General features: G+C 59.3%; 14 protein-coding genes and 1 tRNA gene. 6 read left to right on the top strand and 9 right to left on the bottom strand.

What is annotated here, in order from left to right; genetic code table 11:
- Positions 1-76: 76 nt before the first annotated feature.
- On the bottom strand, positions 77-2,134 hold the full coding sequence (locus tag ACA051_RS24885; protein ID WP_497305430.1) for a methyl-accepting chemotaxis protein: 2,058 nt from the start codon (positions 2,132-2,134) through the stop codon (positions 77-79).
- A 332-nt stretch (positions 2,135-2,466) separates the two neighbouring features.
- On the opposite strand from ACA051_RS24885, the gene ACA051_RS24880 reads away from it, so the two are divergent.
- Positions 2,467-3,684 carry an MFS transporter gene (locus tag ACA051_RS24880; protein WP_497305428.1) on the top strand — a complete coding sequence of 406 codons (1,218 nt, stop codon included), beginning with the start codon at positions 2,467-2,469 and terminating at the stop codon, positions 3,682-3,684.
- A 188-nt stretch (positions 3,685-3,872) separates the two neighbouring features.
- Here ACA051_RS24880 and ychF read toward each other — a convergent pair whose 3' ends face one another.
- From ychF to ACA051_RS24840, 8 genes are all read right to left on the bottom strand, one after another.
- A complete protein-coding gene (ychF, locus tag ACA051_RS24875) occupies positions 3,873-4,973 on the bottom strand; it encodes a redox-regulated ATPase YchF (protein ID WP_497305426.1) in 1,101 nt (366 codons plus the stop codon).
- 23 nt (positions 4,974-4,996) lie between these two features.
- Complete coding sequence (gene pth / locus ACA051_RS24870; protein WP_008153430.1) at positions 4,997-5,581, bottom strand: aminoacyl-tRNA hydrolase; 585 nt, start codon at positions 5,579-5,581, stop codon at positions 4,997-4,999.
- 170 nt (positions 5,582-5,751) lie between these two features.
- Positions 5,752-6,354 (bottom strand): 50S ribosomal protein L25/general stress protein Ctc, encoded by a 603-nt coding sequence (locus ACA051_RS24865; RefSeq protein WP_497372318.1) that lies wholly within the window; start codon positions 6,352-6,354, stop codon positions 5,752-5,754.
- 141 nt (positions 6,355-6,495) lie between these two features.
- Positions 6,496-7,437, bottom strand: a complete 942-nt coding sequence (locus ACA051_RS24860) for a ribose-phosphate pyrophosphokinase (RefSeq protein WP_003208392.1) — start codon at positions 7,435-7,437, stop codon at positions 6,496-6,498.
- A gap of 46 nt (positions 7,438-7,483) precedes the next feature.
- Positions 7,484-7,558 (bottom strand) — tRNA-Gln (locus tag ACA051_RS24855).
- A 37-nt stretch (positions 7,559-7,595) separates the two neighbouring features.
- Entirely contained in the window at positions 7,596-8,447 is an 852-nt protein-coding gene (ispE, locus tag ACA051_RS24850) for a 4-(cytidine 5'-diphospho)-2-C-methyl-D-erythritol kinase (RefSeq protein WP_497310659.1), read from the bottom strand.
- A 2-nt stretch (positions 8,448-8,449) separates the two neighbouring features.
- Positions 8,450-9,067, bottom strand: coding sequence for a lipoprotein insertase outer membrane protein LolB (lolB, locus tag ACA051_RS24845; RefSeq protein ID WP_497305425.1), 618 nt, complete (start codon positions 9,065-9,067; stop codon positions 8,450-8,452).
- Positions 9,068-9,071: 4 nt separating this feature from the next.
- On the bottom strand, positions 9,072-10,796 hold the full coding sequence (locus tag ACA051_RS24840) for a tetratricopeptide repeat protein (RefSeq protein WP_497372317.1): 1,725 nt from the start codon (positions 10,794-10,796) through the stop codon (positions 9,072-9,074).
- Between the two features lie 182 nt (positions 10,797-10,978).
- Between ACA051_RS24840 and hemA the strand changes: the two genes are divergently transcribed.
- The 5 genes from hemA to murI are packed head-to-tail and all read left to right on the top strand — an operon-like array spanning position 10,979 to position 15,711.
- Positions 10,979-12,268: a glutamyl-tRNA reductase gene (gene hemA, locus ACA051_RS24835; RefSeq protein ID WP_497305422.1), complete on the top strand. Its 1,290-nt coding sequence runs from the start codon at positions 10,979-10,981 to the stop codon at positions 12,266-12,268.
- Positions 12,265-13,347 (top strand): peptide chain release factor 1, encoded by a 1,083-nt coding sequence (gene prfA / locus ACA051_RS24830; protein ID WP_219094342.1) that lies wholly within the window; start codon positions 12,265-12,267, stop codon positions 13,345-13,347. The genes hemA and prfA overlap by 4 nt, the downstream gene beginning before the upstream one ends.
- On the top strand, positions 13,348-14,178 hold the full coding sequence (prmC, locus tag ACA051_RS24825) for a peptide chain release factor N(5)-glutamine methyltransferase (RefSeq protein WP_497305420.1): 831 nt from the start codon (positions 13,348-13,350) through the stop codon (positions 14,176-14,178).
- Positions 14,172-14,927 (top strand): molybdopterin-synthase adenylyltransferase MoeB, encoded by a 756-nt coding sequence (locus tag ACA051_RS24820; protein WP_461955693.1) that lies wholly within the window; start codon positions 14,172-14,174, stop codon positions 14,925-14,927. The genes prmC and ACA051_RS24820 overlap by 7 nt, the downstream gene beginning before the upstream one ends.
- The gene (gene murI / locus ACA051_RS24815) at positions 14,920-15,711 is read left to right on the top strand and encodes a glutamate racemase (RefSeq protein ID WP_497296104.1); all 792 of its coding nucleotides are present in this window, start codon (positions 14,920-14,922) and stop codon (positions 15,709-15,711) included. Before ACA051_RS24820 ends, murI begins: the two co-directional genes overlap by 8 nt.
- Positions 15,712-15,714: the final 3 nt, after the last annotated feature.

Raw genomic sequence — 15,714 nt, 5'->3', positions numbered from 1 at the left:
GCGTAAATCCAAAATATTTCTCTACGCTTTCAACCGCTTATCCACCTGAGCCGAATATTCGGGCCGGGGGAGGGCGTCAACTGAGCTGAAATCTCCCGGTATTGGCACTCAAGGCCTTGCTGCCCTGGCTCAAGGTGTCCGCCGCCAGGTTCACCGCCCGCGCGCCTTCGAGCAACCTTACGGCTGCCTGATCGACCTGCTGGATGTTGCCGCTGACTTCATCGGCGGTGCAGGCCTGTTCCTCAACCGCCGTGGCGATCTGCGCCAGGGTGTCGGTGACGCCTTGTACCGCGTGGGCGATTTCCCCAAGGCGTTCGCCCAGGCCGGTGACCGACTGGGCATCACTTTGCGCCTGGCTACAGGCCGCTTCCATCAGGCTGACCGCCTCATTGACCGTGCTGCGCAGGCTGTCGACAGTGCCGGCGATCTGCGCGGTGGAGGATTGGGTGCGTTGCGAGAGGCTGCGCACTTCATCCGCCACCACCGCAAAGCCGCGACCTTGTTCGCCAGCGCGAGCTGCCTCGATCGCCGCGTTGAGCGCCAACAGGTTGGTCTGCTCGGCCACGCCGCGAATGGTGTCGACCACCAATTGAATCTGTTGTCCTTGTTCGCTGACCCGGCCGAGTGCCGCCGCCGTGTCGTTCAAGCGCTGGTTGAGCTGCTGAATGCTCGCTGTGGTGCGCTGACTGTCACGACTGCTGTCGGCCGCAATGCGTTGGGTGTGTTGAGCGCTGCCGGACGCCTGTTCGCAACTCTGGGCGACACCTTGAGAGGTCGCGGCCAACTGCGTGGCCGCAGCGGCGATCTGGCTGATCTGCAATTGCTGCGCTTCAACTTCGCCCAAGGCGCCGCTGGAGTGATGGTTGAGGGTGCGCACCGCGTTGCTCACCTGCAAGGTTTCGTGATCGACCCCCAGCAAACTGTTGCGCAGCTGCACCACGGCGACATTCAGGGCGGTGCTGATGGCCGCCAGTTCGTCGCGCCCCTGCACTGGCACTTGCAGGCTGAGGTTGCCGTCGCGCAAGGCTTCGGCCAACAGGGTGATGCCGCTGGCGCTGCGACGGATCGAGGCCTGCAAGCAGATGAACAGGTACAGCGCGGCCAGCAGCAGGCAGCCAAAGATCGTCGCCACCAGAATGAACTGGCGAATCGCCGATCCGTGGTAGTAATCCAGACGTTGATCCAGCGAAACCAATGACTGCTGGCGCAGCGAGGCGAGGTCGGTGAGCAGGCTGTCGAGGCTGCGCTCGAATTCTTCCGGCTTGAGCTTGATGCTGCCGCCGAAGACGCCGTCATCGAGGACTTTCAGTTCAGCGTCGAGATGCTTGAGGCTATCGTGGTATTGCCCGGCCCAGCTTTGCAACGCGCTGGGCAGGCGCGCTTCCAGGAGGCTGGCGGTTTTCGCCAGCTGTTCCCGGGCATCGCCGATACGACTGCGCAAATCGCGCAATTGCAGACGGCTTTGCAGGGTGAACTGCCCGGACACCACCGACGCTTGGCCGACACTGGCCAGGCGGCCGACCCGCTCAATCAGGTCCGGCGCATGCTGTGTCGAGATTTGCGTCAGCAGGTAGGTTTCCAGCCACGGCGCGAGCGTCAGGCGATTGTCCATGGCGATCTGCTCACGCAAGGCTTGCAGCGCACTCAAGGCATTGGTGAAACGATCGTAGCCATCCGGCCACCAACCGACGCTGCTCAGGCTTTTCGAGTCGAGGCCGTTGAGGGCGGTTTGAAGGGCCTGATAACGGGTCAGGGTTTCGCCCTCGGCGCCTTCAGTTTTCAGCGCATTACCGAGGTCCGAGGTGGCTTGGGCGACGGCGGGTTGAACCGCATCGAACGCGGCCATCGCGGCAAGGGTCGCAGGGGTTGGCTGGCGATTGGTTTCCGTCGCTCGCCAGCGGGCAGCGCGGTCACGTTGGGCCGCGAGCAGGTTATCGAGTGCATCCAGGGCGAGCAGTTGACGAACACCGGCACGTTCGCCGGAGATCAAATTAAGTTTGGCGCGATAGTCCTGGCCGATCATCAACAGGCTGCCTGCCAGCGGCAGGATAAACAGCAGAAACAACAACTGAAATTTGCGTGCGAAGCCAAAACGGCCCAGCAACCCGATCCCCGGTGATAAAAAAGCCTGCATGCCCCATGACTCCTCTGGACACCACGCACCATTGGCGTGCGTCGGGGTCGTTGCGACCGCGACTTGTGCCCTTTTAAAAGGCCTCGAAAGTTCACCCTTGTCAGCTCTGTAGGCCGACTCTGTGGCGAAACTTCCCATTCTCGGTCCCCTTTGTAAGGGGCCGCGTTGAAGCGGATTAACAAGGCAAGATTCAGACCATGGCGTTGCGCTATCACCTTCTCGGCGATGAATGTCGAGGTCGTTAGCAGGCTAAGGGGATGGCGCTGCTGCACTGAAAAATGGCACATTGATGCACCTGCCCGTGTGCACCCATCCGCTGTACGGAAATTCTCATGGCTATCAGTAACGCTCAGACCGGCGCGACGTCGGCACCCGCGACTTCACAAAGCAGCCCTCTGGTCATGCGCATCATCGGCGCGGTGGCGCTGGCGCATTTGATCAATGACCTGATCCAGTCGGTTCTGCCGTCGATTTATCCGATGTTGAAGGCCAACTATGGCCTGACATTTACCCAGGTTGGGTTGATCACTTTGACGTTCCAGCTGACGGCTTCACTGTTGCAGCCATGGGTCGGTTACCACACCGATCGCCATCCCAAGCCCTGGCTGCTACCGGCGGGAACCGTCTGCACGCTGATCGGTATTTTGATGATGTCGGTGGTCGGCACTTTCCCGCTGATTCTGCTGGCGGCGGGTTTGATCGGCATCGGCTCGTCGACTTTTCACCCGGAAGCTTCTCGCGTGGCGCGACTGGCTTCGGGCGGACGCTTCGGCCTGGCGCAATCGACCTTTCAGGTCGGCGGTAATGCCGGCTCGGCCTTCGGTCCATTGCTGGCGGCGGCGATCATCATTCCCTTCGGCCAGGGTTATGTGGCGTGGTTTGGATTGTTCGCCGTGTTTGCGCTGTTCGTGCTCTATCGGATCAGCCGCTGGTACGCCAACCACTTGAACCTGTTCAAGCTCAAACAAGGTCAGGCGGCGACACACGGCTTGTCGAAACGCCGGGTGATCAGCGCGCTGGTGGTGCTCGGGCTGCTGGTGTTCTCCAAGTATTTCTACATGGCCAGTTTCACCAGCTACTTCACCTTCTACCTGATCGAGAAGTTCGACCTGTCGGTGGCCAGTTCGCAGCTGCATCTGTTCCTGTTCCTGGGCGCCGTGGCGGCGGGGACCTTCTTCGGTGGGCCGATTGGCGACAAGATCGGGCGTAAGGCGGTGATCTGGTTTTCGATCCTTGGCGTGGCGCCGTTCACGCTGATCCTGCCTCACGTCGACCTGTTCTGGACCAGCATTCTGAGCGTGGTGATCGGCTTCATCCTCGCGTCAGCCTTTTCGGCCATCGTGGTTTACGCACAGGAACTGGTGCCGGGCAATGTCGGGATGATTGCCGGGGTGTTTTTCGGATTGATGTTCGGTTTTGGCGGGATTGGTGCGGCGTTGCTCGGGCATCTGGCGGATGTTCACGGCATCGAATACGTGTACTTCCTGTGCTCGTTCCTGCCGTTGTTTGGGGTGTTGGCGATCTTGCTGCCAAGAACCAAGAAGGCGTAGCACCGCTCCACCTATAGGAGCGTGGCTTGCCCGCGAAGAACGATGACGCGGTGTACCTGGCAAACCGCGTAACGGCCTTCGCGGGCAAGCCTCGCTCCTACAGGATTAGGTATCGCCCGGATTTCAGGCACAAAAAAGCCGCGTATCAAACGCGGCTTTTTCTTGTGCAGCTGCTTCGTCTTGAAAACTTAGACGTTGAAACGGAAGTGCATCACGTCGCCGTCTTTAACGATGTAGTCCTTGCCTTCCAGACGCCATTTACCGGCTTCCTTGGTGCCGGCTTCGCCCTTGTACTGGATGAAGTCGTCGTAGGCGATGACTTCGGCGCGGATGAAGCCTTTTTCGAAGTCGGTGTGGATCACGCCAGCGGCTTGTGGCGCGGTAGCACCCACGCGGACGGTCCATGCACGGACTTCTTCGACACCTGCGGTGAAGTAGGTCTGCAGGTGCAGCATTTCGTAGCCAGCGCGGATTACGCGATTCAGGCCAGGTTCTTCGAGGCCCAGGGCTTCGAGGAACATGTCTTTTTCTTCACCGTCTTCCAGCTCGGCGATTTCGGCTTCGATCTTGTTGCAGACCGGAACCACCATGGCGCCTTCTTCTTCGGCGATGGCTTTGACGATGTCCAGCAGCGGGTTGTTCTCGAAACCGTCTTCAGCGACGTTGGCGATGTACATGACCGGCTTGGTGGTCAGAAGGTGGAAGCCACGAATCACTGCTTTATCGTCGGCGCCCATGTTCTTCATCAGGGTGCGCGCAGGCTTGCCGAGGGTGAAGTGAGCGATCAATTGCTCCAGCAGGCCTTTCTGGACCACGGCCTCCTTGTCACCACCCTTGGCGTTGCGAGCGACTTTCTGCAGTTGCTTCTCGCAGCTGTCGAGGTCGGCGAAGATCAGTTCCAGGTCGATGATTTCGATGTCGCGTTTTGGGTCGACGCTGTTGGAAACGTGAATCACGTTTTCGTCTTCGAAGCAGCGGACCACGTGAGCGATAGCATCGGTTTCACGGATGTTGGCGAGGAACTTGTTGCCCAGGCCTTCACCTTTCGAGGCGCCGGCCACCAGGCCAGCGATGTCGACGAATTCCATGGTGGTCGGCAGGATGCGTTTTGGATTGACGATGGCTGCCAGGGCTTCCAGGCGCGGATCCGGCATCGGCACGATCCCGGTGTTCGGCTCGATGGTGCAGAAGGGGAAGTTCTCGGCCGCGATCCCGGATTTTGTCAGGGCGTTGAACAGGGTGGACTTACCGACGTTAGGCAGACCGACGATGCCGCAATTGAATCCCATGGTGTTTCCCCGAGGAGTTAGAGTCAGGCCTTCTGGCTGTGCAGGTTTTTCATCGCGCGGTTCCATTCCCCGGCGAGGATATCCGGCAGCACGCCGAGGGCAAAGTCGATGCTGGCATCGAGTTTTTCCTGTTCGGCGCGTGGCGCACGACCCAGGACGAAATTTGAAACCATACTGGCTACGCCCGGGTGGCCAATGCCAAGCCGCAAGCGATGAAAGGTATTCTGATTGCCCAGTTGCGCGATGATGTCGCGCAACCCGTTGTGACCGCCGTGGCCGCCGCCCTGTTTGAGTTTGGCAACGCCCGGTGGCAGGTCGAGTTCGTCATGCGCCACGAGGATTTCTTCAGGCGTGATGCGGAAGAAACCGGCGAGTGCCGCGACGGCCTGGCCGCTGCGGTTCATGTAGGTGGTGGGAATCAGCAGACGAACATCCTGACCCTGATGCGAATAGCGTCCGGTCAGGCCGAAATATTTGCGATCGGCCACAAGGTTTACGCCTTGCGCGTTCGCGATGCGCTCAACAAAAAGGGCCCCTGCGTTATGCCGGGTCTGTTCGTATTCAGCGCCTGGATTACCCAGGCCAACGATCAGTTTGATGGCAGTCACGATAGGGGCCCTTCCTTGGAGTGGTGGATAACATCGCCGCAATCAGTAAGTGCGGCGAAAGTGGACGACAAGTGCTCATTTACCATTATGTAAACTCCGCGTGCTCGCCCGCTTTCTCGCTACGTTCCAGTCCGCGATGTTACTTGATCACTCCGGCATGACAGAGTGAATTACTCTGCTGCGCCTTCTTCAGTAGCTTCTGGAGCAACACGTGGAGCGTGGACGTTGGCAACAGCCTTGTCATCGCCGTGTGCCAGAGCAACAAACTCAACGCCTTTAGGGGCTTTGAGGCCGGACAGGTGAATGATCGAACCGACTTCGGCGTTAGCCAGGTCGACTTCGATGAATTCAGGCAGGTCTTTTGGCAGGCAAGTTACTTCGATTTCCGAAACAACGTGCGAAACTTCGCCGCCTTTCTTGATCGGGGCTTCTTCACCAACAAAGTGTACAGGCACGATAGCGGTCAGTTTCTGGCCAGCTACAACGCGCACGAAGTCAGCGTGCAGGACGTGGCCTTTGGCCGGGTGACGCTGCAAAGCCTTGATGATTACGTTTTGCTTGGTGCCGCCAACGTTCAGCTCGATGATGTGGCTGTAAGCCGCTTCGTTTTCGAGCAGTTTGGCAACTTCTTTAGCCAGCATGCTGATGGATTCAGGGGCTTTTTCGCCACCGTAAACTACAGCTGGAACCAGGCTTGCGAGACGACGCAGGCGGCGGCTCGCACCTTTCCCCAGGTCGGAACGCACTTCAGCATTCAGAGTAAAATCGTTCATGTTGTATCTCCAAAATAACCACATTCGCCCCAGCGGTTGCGACCAGCGCTAAAGGCGATATGGGCAAAAAAGCCCCGCCCCGACAGGAATGCCGGGGCGGGGCGCTTTTCGTCAACGAGACAGTCGAGAAGGGCAGGGCCCTTAACGGAACATCGCGCTGATCGATTCTTCATTGCTGATGCGGCGGACCGCCTCGGCAACGACCGGCGCGATATCCAGTTGACGGATACGCGAGCAGGCTTGAGCAGCAGCGGACAACGGGATGGTGTTAGTCACCACCAGTTCGTCCAGCATGGAATTTTCAATGTTTTCGATCGCCCGACCGGACAGCACAGGGTGTGTGCAGTAGGCGAAAACCTTGGCAGCGCCATGCTCTTTCAGGGCCTTGGCCGCGTGGCACAGAGTGCCGGCGGTATCGACCATGTCATCGACCAGAATACAGGTACGCCCTTCGACATCACCGATGATATGCATCACTTCAGAGTGATTGGCTTTCTCACGGCGTTTGTCGATGATCCCGAGATCAACGCCCAGGGATTTGGCAACAGCACGTGCACGCACGACGCCGCCAATGTCCGGGGACACGATCATCAGGTTTTCGAAGCGCTGATCTTCAATGTCATCCACCAATACTGGGGAGCCGTAGATGTTATCTACCGGAATATCGAAGAAACCCTGGATCTGGTCAGCATGCAGATCAACCGTGAGAACACGGTCGATGCCGACTACGGTAAGCATGTCAGCAACGACTTTCGCGCTGATAGCCACACGTGCGGAACGCGGACGGCGATCCTGACGGGCATAACCAAAGTAAGGAATAACAGCAGTGATACGAGTAGCCGAGGAGCGGCGGAAGGCATCAGCCATCACTACCAGTTCCATCAGGTTATCGTTGGTCGGAGCGCAAGTCGGCTGAATAATGAAGACATCTTTACCGCGGACGTTTTCATTGATCTCTGCAGTAATTTCGCCGTCGGAAAACTTGCCGACAGAGATGTCACCGAGAGGGATATGCAGCTGACGTACAACACGCCGAGCCAGATCGGGGTTAGCGTTCCCCGTAAAGACCATCATCTTGGACACGCGCAGTACCTGAAGGCTGAGGGTAACCTGGATGAGTATAGGAAAATGGCAGGGGCGGCTGGATTCGAACCAACGCATGGCAGGATCAAAACCTGCTGCCTTACCGCTTGGCGACGCCCCTGTATCTGTTGCAACGAGTACCCAGTACCCGGTTCCTTTTAGAGCAGACTTTGCAGCTTGCGATGCAACATCGAAACGTTGCTTCCCTTTGCTACAAACCCTGTAAGGGTCTCTGTAAGAAGGGCCGAGACTTTATCAGCTTCAGCTTTGCTTGGGAAGCCCCCAAACACACAACTTCCAGTTCCGGTGAGTTTTGCTTCGGTAAATTTACCTAGCAAATTCAAAGCGTTACGTACATCTGGATAACGCCTTGCTACCACCGGTAAGCAGTCATTTCGACTGTTTCCCTTGGGAACGGGGCGCACTTTAATGGGAGAAGAGTTACGTGTCAACAACGGATCTGAAAAAATTTCTGCTGTACTTACAGAGACTTGCGGCACAAGCACGAGATACCACGGTTCTTCGGGGTCTACAGGGGTGAGTTTCTCCCCCACGCCTTCGGCGAAAGCCGCGTGCCCACGCACGAAAACCGGGACGTCGGCGCCCAGTGTCAGGCCCAGCGCGGCAAGGCGATCCTCATCCCAATCCAGTTTCCAGAGATGATTCAGACCGAGCAAAGTCGTTGCGGCATTTGAACTGCCGCCACCGATTCCGCCGCCCATGGGCAGAATTTTTTCGATCCAGATGTCGATACCGAGCGAACAACCGGATTGCTCCTGAAGTTTTTTTGCCGCTCGAACAATCAGATTGCTGTCGTGAGGAACACCATCGAATTCGGTGTGCAATCGAATCACACCGTCGTCACGCACGGCGAAGGTGATTTCATCGCCGTAATCGAGAAACTGAAAAATCGTCTGCAGCTCGTGATAACCGTCTTCACGACGACCGAGGATGTGCAGCATCAGATTGAGTTTGGCTGGGGAGGGCAGCGTCAAGCGCGCAGCGGTCATGTTCACTGCCCCAGTTTGCGTGGTTGCCATTCCTTGATCACCAGCGTGACATCAAGGTCGGTGCCGTGCAGTTTGATCCGCTCGGGCAGCCAATAGCCGTTTTGCTCGGCATAACTGAGGTATTCCACTTTCCAACCGTCCTGCTCGAGATTGGCCAGCCGACTGTCGGCATCCAGGGTCAGGCGACTTTTGCTGTCCGGGGCCGGAAGCCCGCGAACCCACCACGCCAGATTGGACACCGGCAGCTTCCAGCCGAGCTGTTCTTCAACCAGCGCTTCGGGTGTCGTGGCGTCATAACGGCCCTGATTGGCCACTTCCAGCGAGACTTTGCCAGGGCGACCGGTCAAGCGAGCTGCGCCGCGACCCAGCGGGCCGGAAAGGCGGATGTCGTAGTAGTCCTGTCGCTGCAGCCAGTACAGCGTGCCGCTGCCCGAATCTTTTGGCGCGCGGATGCCGATCTTGCCGTTGATCTGCCAGCCATCAAGGCCGGTCAGCTGTTGTTTGTACTCGCGCCATTGGGTCGTGTTGCCTTGGCCCTGGACCGATTCGCGGGCGCCGAAGCCCGCGCAACCGGCGAGCAGGGCGATGAAGCTGAAAACAATAAGGTGGCGCAAAAACATAATCTTAAAGAGTCTCTGATCCGGTCAGGCGCTTGATGGTGCTGCGCAGGATGGGGCTGTCGGGTTGTTCCTTGAGGAACTTGCTCCAGACCTGTTTAGCTTCCCGTTGCTTGCCATTGGCCCACAGGACTTCGCCCAGGTGAGCGGCCACTTCCTGATCGGGAAAACGATCCAGGGCCTGGCGCAGATAGCGTTCGGCTTCATCGAGGTTGCCCAGGCGGAAGTGCACCCAGCCGAGGCTGTCGAGTACCGCCGGGTCCTCCGGGTTGATCTGGTGCGCTTGTTCGATCAGGGCCTTGGCTTCGGCGTAACGCGTCGTGCGATCCGACAGGGTGTAGCCGAGGGCGTTCAACGCCATCGCATTGTCCGGGTCGCGCTTGATGATCAGGCGCAGGTCTTTTTCCATCTGTGCCAGGTCATTGCGTTTTTCCGCCTGCATGGCGCGGGTGTAAAGCAGGTTCAGATCGTCCGGGTATTTTTGCAGCGCGGTTTCCAGTACCTTCCAGGCCTTGTCGGGCTGATTGTTGGCAGACAAGGTCTCGGCTTCGATCAGGTACAACTGAATCGCGTAATCGGGTTGCTCGTCGCGTTCCGTAGCCAGACGGCTTTGGGCTTCGGCGGTCTTGCCGTTGTTGATCAGAATGTCGGTCTGACGCAGTTGCGCGGGCAGGTAGTCGTTGCCTGGGCCGACCTGGGCGTACTCGATCAGCGCGCCTTGCGGGTCGTTGCGCTCTTCGGCGATGCGACCGAGGTTCAGGTGTGCGGAGTCGACGTGACTTTCACGCGCGATCAAGTCTTCCAGGTAACCCTTGGCTTCTTCCCAGGCCTTGGCTTCCAGGCACACCAGCGCCAGGGAATAACGCAGTTCGTCGTCTTCCGGGTATTGCTGGACCAGGCTTGAGAACTCGACCTTGGCGTCGTCCATGCGGTCCTGTTCTACCAGCATGCGCGCATAGGTCAGGCGCAGGCGCTTGTCGTCCGGGTATTTCTTGATGCTTTTTTGCAACAGCGGCAAGGCTTCGTCGCCACGGTTGAGCACCTGCAACAGGCGCGCGCGCAGCAGGATCGGGGCTATTTCGCCGTCGTCCGGTGGATTGTCCTCGAGCAAGGCCAGTGCGCCTTTGGCGTCACCGTCCTGTTGCAGCAGCAAAGCCTTGCCGAAAATCAACTGGCTGTTATTCGGGTGGCGCAGCAACAAACGGTCAAAGCTTTTCATCAGTCCGTTGCGCGTGTCCTGGTCGGTATCGGCCGCGGACAGGGCGAGGAAGTCGAAATGCGTGTCGCCCTTGCCGAGCAGGACTTTCTCCATATAGACCATGGAGTCGTCATAACGCCCGGCGCGCGCCAGTTGCACCGCAGCCGCGCGTTGTGCCTCGAGGTCGTCCGGGGCGTTTTTCGCCCAGATCAAAGCGGTATCCAGGGCAGCCTGATCGGCGCCCAGGTACTCAGCAATGCGGAAGGCCCGCTCGGAGATGCCCGGATCCTGGGTGTTGATGGCCTGGGTGACGTAGTTGTCCAGGGCAATGTCGAAACGATTGCGCTGGCCAGCCAGTTCGGCGCTCAACAGACTGAAGACGGTTTCTTCACTGAATGAGCTGTAAACCTTGGGCTTTTCAGGGGCCGGAGTGCTGTCTTCGACCGGCGGCGTACCGTCCGACGAAACGGGTGCCAAGGCCTGGCAGCCGCTGAGGAAGACAAAAGCGAGGAGCAACGCGGAGGATCTATTCATATAGGAAGAGGACGACTAACCTGCGGTCGGATCATCATGACACAAGCCTTCGGCCAAACATAACCGAGTCTCGATTGACGCCTTTATAGAGGCAGGTCATTGGGACAATAGTCAGCGGTAGTTGTTCTGGCTCTGTCGAAGTAGGACAATTGCCGGCTTCACGTCACCATCAGCGACCATGAATGGCCTTCCTTGCACTCGGTATCAACCACAAGACTGCTTCAGTAGACGTCCGCGAGCGCGTGGCCTTTACCCCTGAGCAGCTGGTGGAGGCCTTGCAGCAGCTCTGCCGACTCACCGACAGCCGCGAAGCTGCGATCCTCTCCACCTGCAATCGCAGTGAACTCTATATAGAACAGGATCACCTTTCGGCAGACATCATCTTGCGCTGGCTGGCCGATTACCATCATTTGAGCCTCGACGAGCTGCGCGCGAGCGCTTATGTGCACGAAGATGATGCGGCAGTTCGTCACATGATGCGGGTCGCCTCCGGGCTCGATTCGCTGGTGTTGGGTGAACCGCAGATTCTCGGTCAGATGAAATCGGCCTACGCCGTGGCGCGCGAGGCCGGCACCATCGGGCCGCTGCTTGGGCGTTTGTTTCAAGCGACGTTCAACGCCGCCAAGCAAGTGCGCACCGATACGGCCATCGGCGAGAACCCGGTGTCCGTGGCGTTTGCCGCGGTCAGCCTGGCGAAACAGATTTTCAGCGACTTGCAACGCAGCCAGGCCTTGTTGATCGGCGCCGGCGAGACCATCACCCTGGTCGCCCGTCATCTGCACGAACTGGGTGTGAAGCGCATCGTGGTCGCCAACCGTACCCTGGAACGGGCGAGCATCCTCGCTGAACAGTTTGGCGCCCATGCCGTTTTGCTCTCGGACATCCCGGCAGAACTGGTGCGCAGCGACATCGTCATCAGCTCCACCGCCAGCCAGTTGCCGATCCTCGGTAAAGGCGCGGTGGAAAGTGCCCTGAAGCTGCGCAAGCACAAACCGATCTTCATGGTAGACATCGCCGTCCCTCGGGATATCGAGCCGGAAGTCGGTGAGTTAGACGACGTTTACCTCTACAGCGTCGACGATCTCCACGAAGTGGTCGCCGAGAACCTCAAGAGCCGGCAGGGCGCAGCCCAGGCGGCGGAAGAGATGGTCTCGATCGGTGCCGAAGATTTCATGGTCCGTCTGCGCGAGCTGGCGGCGGTGGATGTGCTCAAGGCCTATCGTCAACAAAGCGAGCGCATGCGCGACGAAGAATTGCAGAAGGCCCAGCGCATGCTGGCCAACGGCAGCAGCGCTGAAGAGGTGCTGGTGCAATTGGCGCGCGGCCTGACCAACAAACTCTTGCACGCCCCGAGTGTGCAGTTGAAAAAGCTTTCTGCCGAAGGCCGCCTTGATGCGCTGGCCATGGCCCAGGAACTCTTTGCCCTGAATGAGGGCTCATCGGATAGCTTTTCGGATAAGAAACCGCAATGAAAGCGTCACTGCTCAATAAGCTGGACATCCTCCAGGACCGTTTCGAGGAATTGACCGCCTTGCTTGGCGATGGCGAAGTCATTTCCGATCAGAACAAATTCCGCACCTATTCCAAGGAATACGCGGAAGTCGAACCGATTGTCGCCACCTATAAACAGCTGCTCAAAGTGCAAGGCGACCTCGAAGGCGCCCAGGCACTGCTCAAGGACAGCGACCCGGACATGCGTGAAATGGCCGTGGAAGAAGTTCGCGAAGCCAAAGAGCAACTGATCGACATCGAAGCCAGCCTGCAACGCATGCTGCTGCCCAAGGACCCGAATGACGGGCGTAACGTGTTCCTCGAAATCCGTGCCGGCACCGGCGGTGACGAAGCGGCGATTTTCTCCGGCGACCTGTTCCGCATGTATTCGCGTTACGCCGAGCGGCGTGGCTGGCGGGTGGAGATCCTTTCGGAGAACATCGGTGAGCACGGCGGCTATAAAGAAGTCATCGCCCGGGTTGAAGGCGAAAACGTCTACGGCAAACTGAAATTCGAATCCGGTGCACACCGGGTGCAACGGGTTCCGGCCACCGAATCCCAGGGGCGCATCCACACCTCGGCCTGCACCGTGGCGGTGTTGCCCGAACCGGATGAGCAGGAAACGATCGAAATCAACCCGGCGGACCTGCGTGTCGATACCTATCGTTCCTCCGGTGCCGGCGGCCAGCACGTCAACAAGACTGACTCGGCGATCCGCATCACGCACTTGCCGTCCGGTATCGTCGTCGAATGCCAGGAAGAACGTTCCCAGCACAAGAACCGTGCACGGGCGATGTCATGGCTGTCGGCCAAACTCAACGATCAGCAGACCAGCGCCGCCGCGAACGCCATCGCCAGCGAGCGTAAGTTGTTGGTCGGTTCGGGTGATCGCTCCGAGCGCATCCGCACCTACAACTTTGCCCAGGGCCGAGTGACCGACCACCGGGTCAACCTGACGCTGTATTCCCTCGATGAAATCCTCGCGGGCGGCGTCGAGGCGGTGATCGAACCGTTACTGGCCGAGTTCCAGGCCGATCAATTGGCAGCGATAGGTGAGTAAATGACGATCATTGCCAGTTTGTTGCGCGCAGCCGACCTGCCGGATTCGCCCACCGCGCGCCTGGATGCCGAATTATTGCTGGCCGCTGCGTTGGGCAAGTCCCGCAGTTTTCTGCACACCTGGCCGGAACGCATTGTGCCGAGCGAAGCCGCGCTGAAATTTGCCGAGTTCCTGCAACGCCGTCGCGGCGGTGAGCCAGTGGCTTACATCCTCGGTCAGCAAGGTTTCTGGAAGCTTGATCTGGAAGTTGCGCCGCACACGCTGATCCCACGCCCGGACACCGAACTGCTGGTGGAGGCTGCGCTGGAACTGCTGCCGGCCACACCAGCCTCGGTACTCGACCTCGGCACCGGCAGCGGCGCCATTGCCCTGGCTTTGGCCAGCGAGCGTCCGGCCTGGAAGGTTACCGCCGTGGATCGCGTGCTCGAAGCCGTGGCCCTGGCCGAGCGCAATCGCCAGCGACTTCACCTGAATAACGCCACCGTGCTGAGCAGCCATTGGTTCAGTGCGCTGGAAGGTCAGCGTTTTCAGCTGATCATCAGCAACCCACCTTACATCGCCTCCGCCGACCCGCATCTGGTGGAAGGCGATGTGCGTTTCGAACCGGCCAGTGCCTTGGTGGCCGGCGTCGACGGGCTTGACGATCTGCGTCTGATCGTCGCCCAGGCGCCGGATTATCTGGAGGCGGGTGGTTGGCTGATGCTCGAACACGGTTACGACCAAGCTGAAGCCGTGCGCGACTTGCTGCTGAGTCGCGGCTTTGGAGAAGTCCACAGCCGCACCGATCTGGGCGGTCATGAACGTATCAGCCTGGGGCGCCTGCCGTGCTGAATGATCAGGAGTTGTTGCGCTATAGCCGGCAGATTCTGTTGCAGCATGTCGACATCGACGGCCAGTTGCGGCTGAAAGAAAGCCGCGTATTGATCGTCGGCCTCGGCGGTCTCGGCTCACCGGTTGCGCTTTATCTGGCTGCGGCTGGTGTCGGCGAACTGCACCTGGCGGACTTCGACACCGTCGACCTGACTAACCTGCAACGCCAGATCGTTCACGACACTGACAGCGTCGGCTTGAGCAAGGTCGATTCGGCGATTCGCCGTCTCAGCGCAATCAATCCCGAGATCCAACTGATCGCCCATCGCACCGCGCTGGACGAAGACTCCCTGGCCGCCGCCGTGGCGGCGGTGGATCTGGTACTGGACTGTTCCGATAATTTCTCGACCCGTGAAGCGGTCAACGCGGCGTGCGTCGCCGCCGGTAAACCGCTGGTCAGCGGCGCGGCGATTCGCCTCGAAGGGCAATTGTCGGTGTTCGACCCGCGCCGCCCGGAAAGCCCGTGCTACCACTGTTTGTACGGTCATGGCAGCGAAGCCGAATTAACCTGCAGTGAGGCCGGCGTTGTCGGTCCACTGGTTGGGCTGGTGGGCAGCCTCCAGGCGCTGGAGGCCCTGAAACTGCTGGTGGGTTTCGGTGAGCCGTTGGTGGGGCGTCTGTTATTGATCGATGCCCTGGGTTCGCGCTTCCGTGAATTGCGGGTCAAGCGTGATCCGGGCTGCAGCGTCTGTGGTTCGAAACATGCGTGAAGCGCCGATCGGCGTGTTCGACTCCGGCGTCGGTGGGCTCTCGGTGCTGGCCGAGATCCAGCGTCTGCTGCCCAACGAGTCTCTGCTGTACGTCGCCGATTGCGGGAATATTCCCTACGGCGAGAAAACCCCTGAGTTCATCCAGCAACGTTGCAGCGTGATGGCCGAATTTTTTCAGCAGCAGGGCGCGAAGGCCTTGGTGCTGGCCTGCAACACGGCGACCGTCGCCGGTGTTGCGGACTTGCGGCGCGATTACCCTGAGTGGCCCATCGTCGGCATGGAGCCCGCCGTCAAACCCGCCGCTGCCGCCACCCGCAGCGGCGTGGTCGGCGTACTCGCCACCACCGGCACGCTGCAGAGCGCCAAGTTCGCGGCGTTGCTCGATCGTTTCGCCACTGATGTACGCGTCATCACTCAGCCGTGCCCCGGCCTGGTGGAGCTGATTGAAAACGGCGATCTGCACAGCGAGGCATTGCGTCAGTTGCTGGCCGGGTACGTCGGGCCGCTGCTCGGTGCCGGGTGCGACACAATAATTCTCGGCTGCACGCATTATCCCTTCCTAAAGCCATTGCTTAAGCAGATGATCCCCGATGACATCAGCTTGATCGACACTGGCGCCGCTGTAGCGCGGCAACTTCAGCGCCTGTTGGCCGAGCGTGAATTGCTCGCTGGGGGCCCCGCACGAGCTGCGCAGTTCTGGACGAGTGCCGATCCGGAACATTTCAGAAATATCTTGCCGATCCTGTGGAATACCGCTGGTGTTGTGCGAAGCTTCAAAGGGTAAGTT

It is taken from the genome of Pseudomonas sp. LBUM1669 (assembly GCF_059695705.1).
The sequence above is the reverse complement of the archived record's forward strand: the minus strand, read 5'-3'. Positions and strand labels throughout refer to the sequence as shown.

What these genes read in the sequence shown, in the direction of transcription:
- murI (WP_497296104.1), top strand. Translation starts at nt 14,920, where the DNA reads ATGCGTGAAGCGCCGATCGGCGTGTTCGACTCCGGCGTCGGTGGGCTC.
- ACA051_RS24840 (WP_497372317.1), bottom strand. Translation starts at nt 10,796, where the DNA reads ATGAATAGATCCTCCGCGTTGCTCCTCGCTTTTGTCTTCCTCAGCGGC.
- ACA051_RS24880 (WP_497305428.1), top strand. Translation starts at nt 2,467, where the DNA reads ATGGCTATCAGTAACGCTCAGACCGGCGCGACGTCGGCACCCGCGACT.
- ACA051_RS24885 (WP_497305430.1), bottom strand. Translation starts at nt 2,134, where the DNA reads ATGCAGGCTTTTTTATCACCGGGGATCGGGTTGCTGGGCCGTTTTGGC.
- lolB (WP_497305425.1), bottom strand. Translation starts at nt 9,067, where the DNA reads ATGTTTTTGCGCCACCTTATTGTTTTCAGCTTCATCGCCCTGCTCGCC.
- prfA (WP_219094342.1), top strand. Translation starts at nt 12,265, where the DNA reads ATGAAAGCGTCACTGCTCAATAAGCTGGACATCCTCCAGGACCGTTTC.
- prmC (WP_497305420.1), top strand. Translation starts at nt 13,348, where the DNA reads ATGACGATCATTGCCAGTTTGTTGCGCGCAGCCGACCTGCCGGATTCG.
- ACA051_RS24865 (WP_497372318.1), bottom strand. Translation starts at nt 6,354, where the DNA reads ATGAACGATTTTACTCTGAATGCTGAAGTGCGTTCCGACCTGGGGAAA.
- ychF (WP_497305426.1), bottom strand. Translation starts at nt 4,973, where the DNA reads ATGGGATTCAATTGCGGCATCGTCGGTCTGCCTAACGTCGGTAAGTCC.
- hemA (WP_497305422.1), top strand. Translation starts at nt 10,979, where the DNA reads ATGGCCTTCCTTGCACTCGGTATCAACCACAAGACTGCTTCAGTAGAC.
- ispE (WP_497310659.1), bottom strand. Translation starts at nt 8,447, where the DNA reads ATGACCGCTGCGCGCTTGACGCTGCCCTCCCCAGCCAAACTCAATCTG.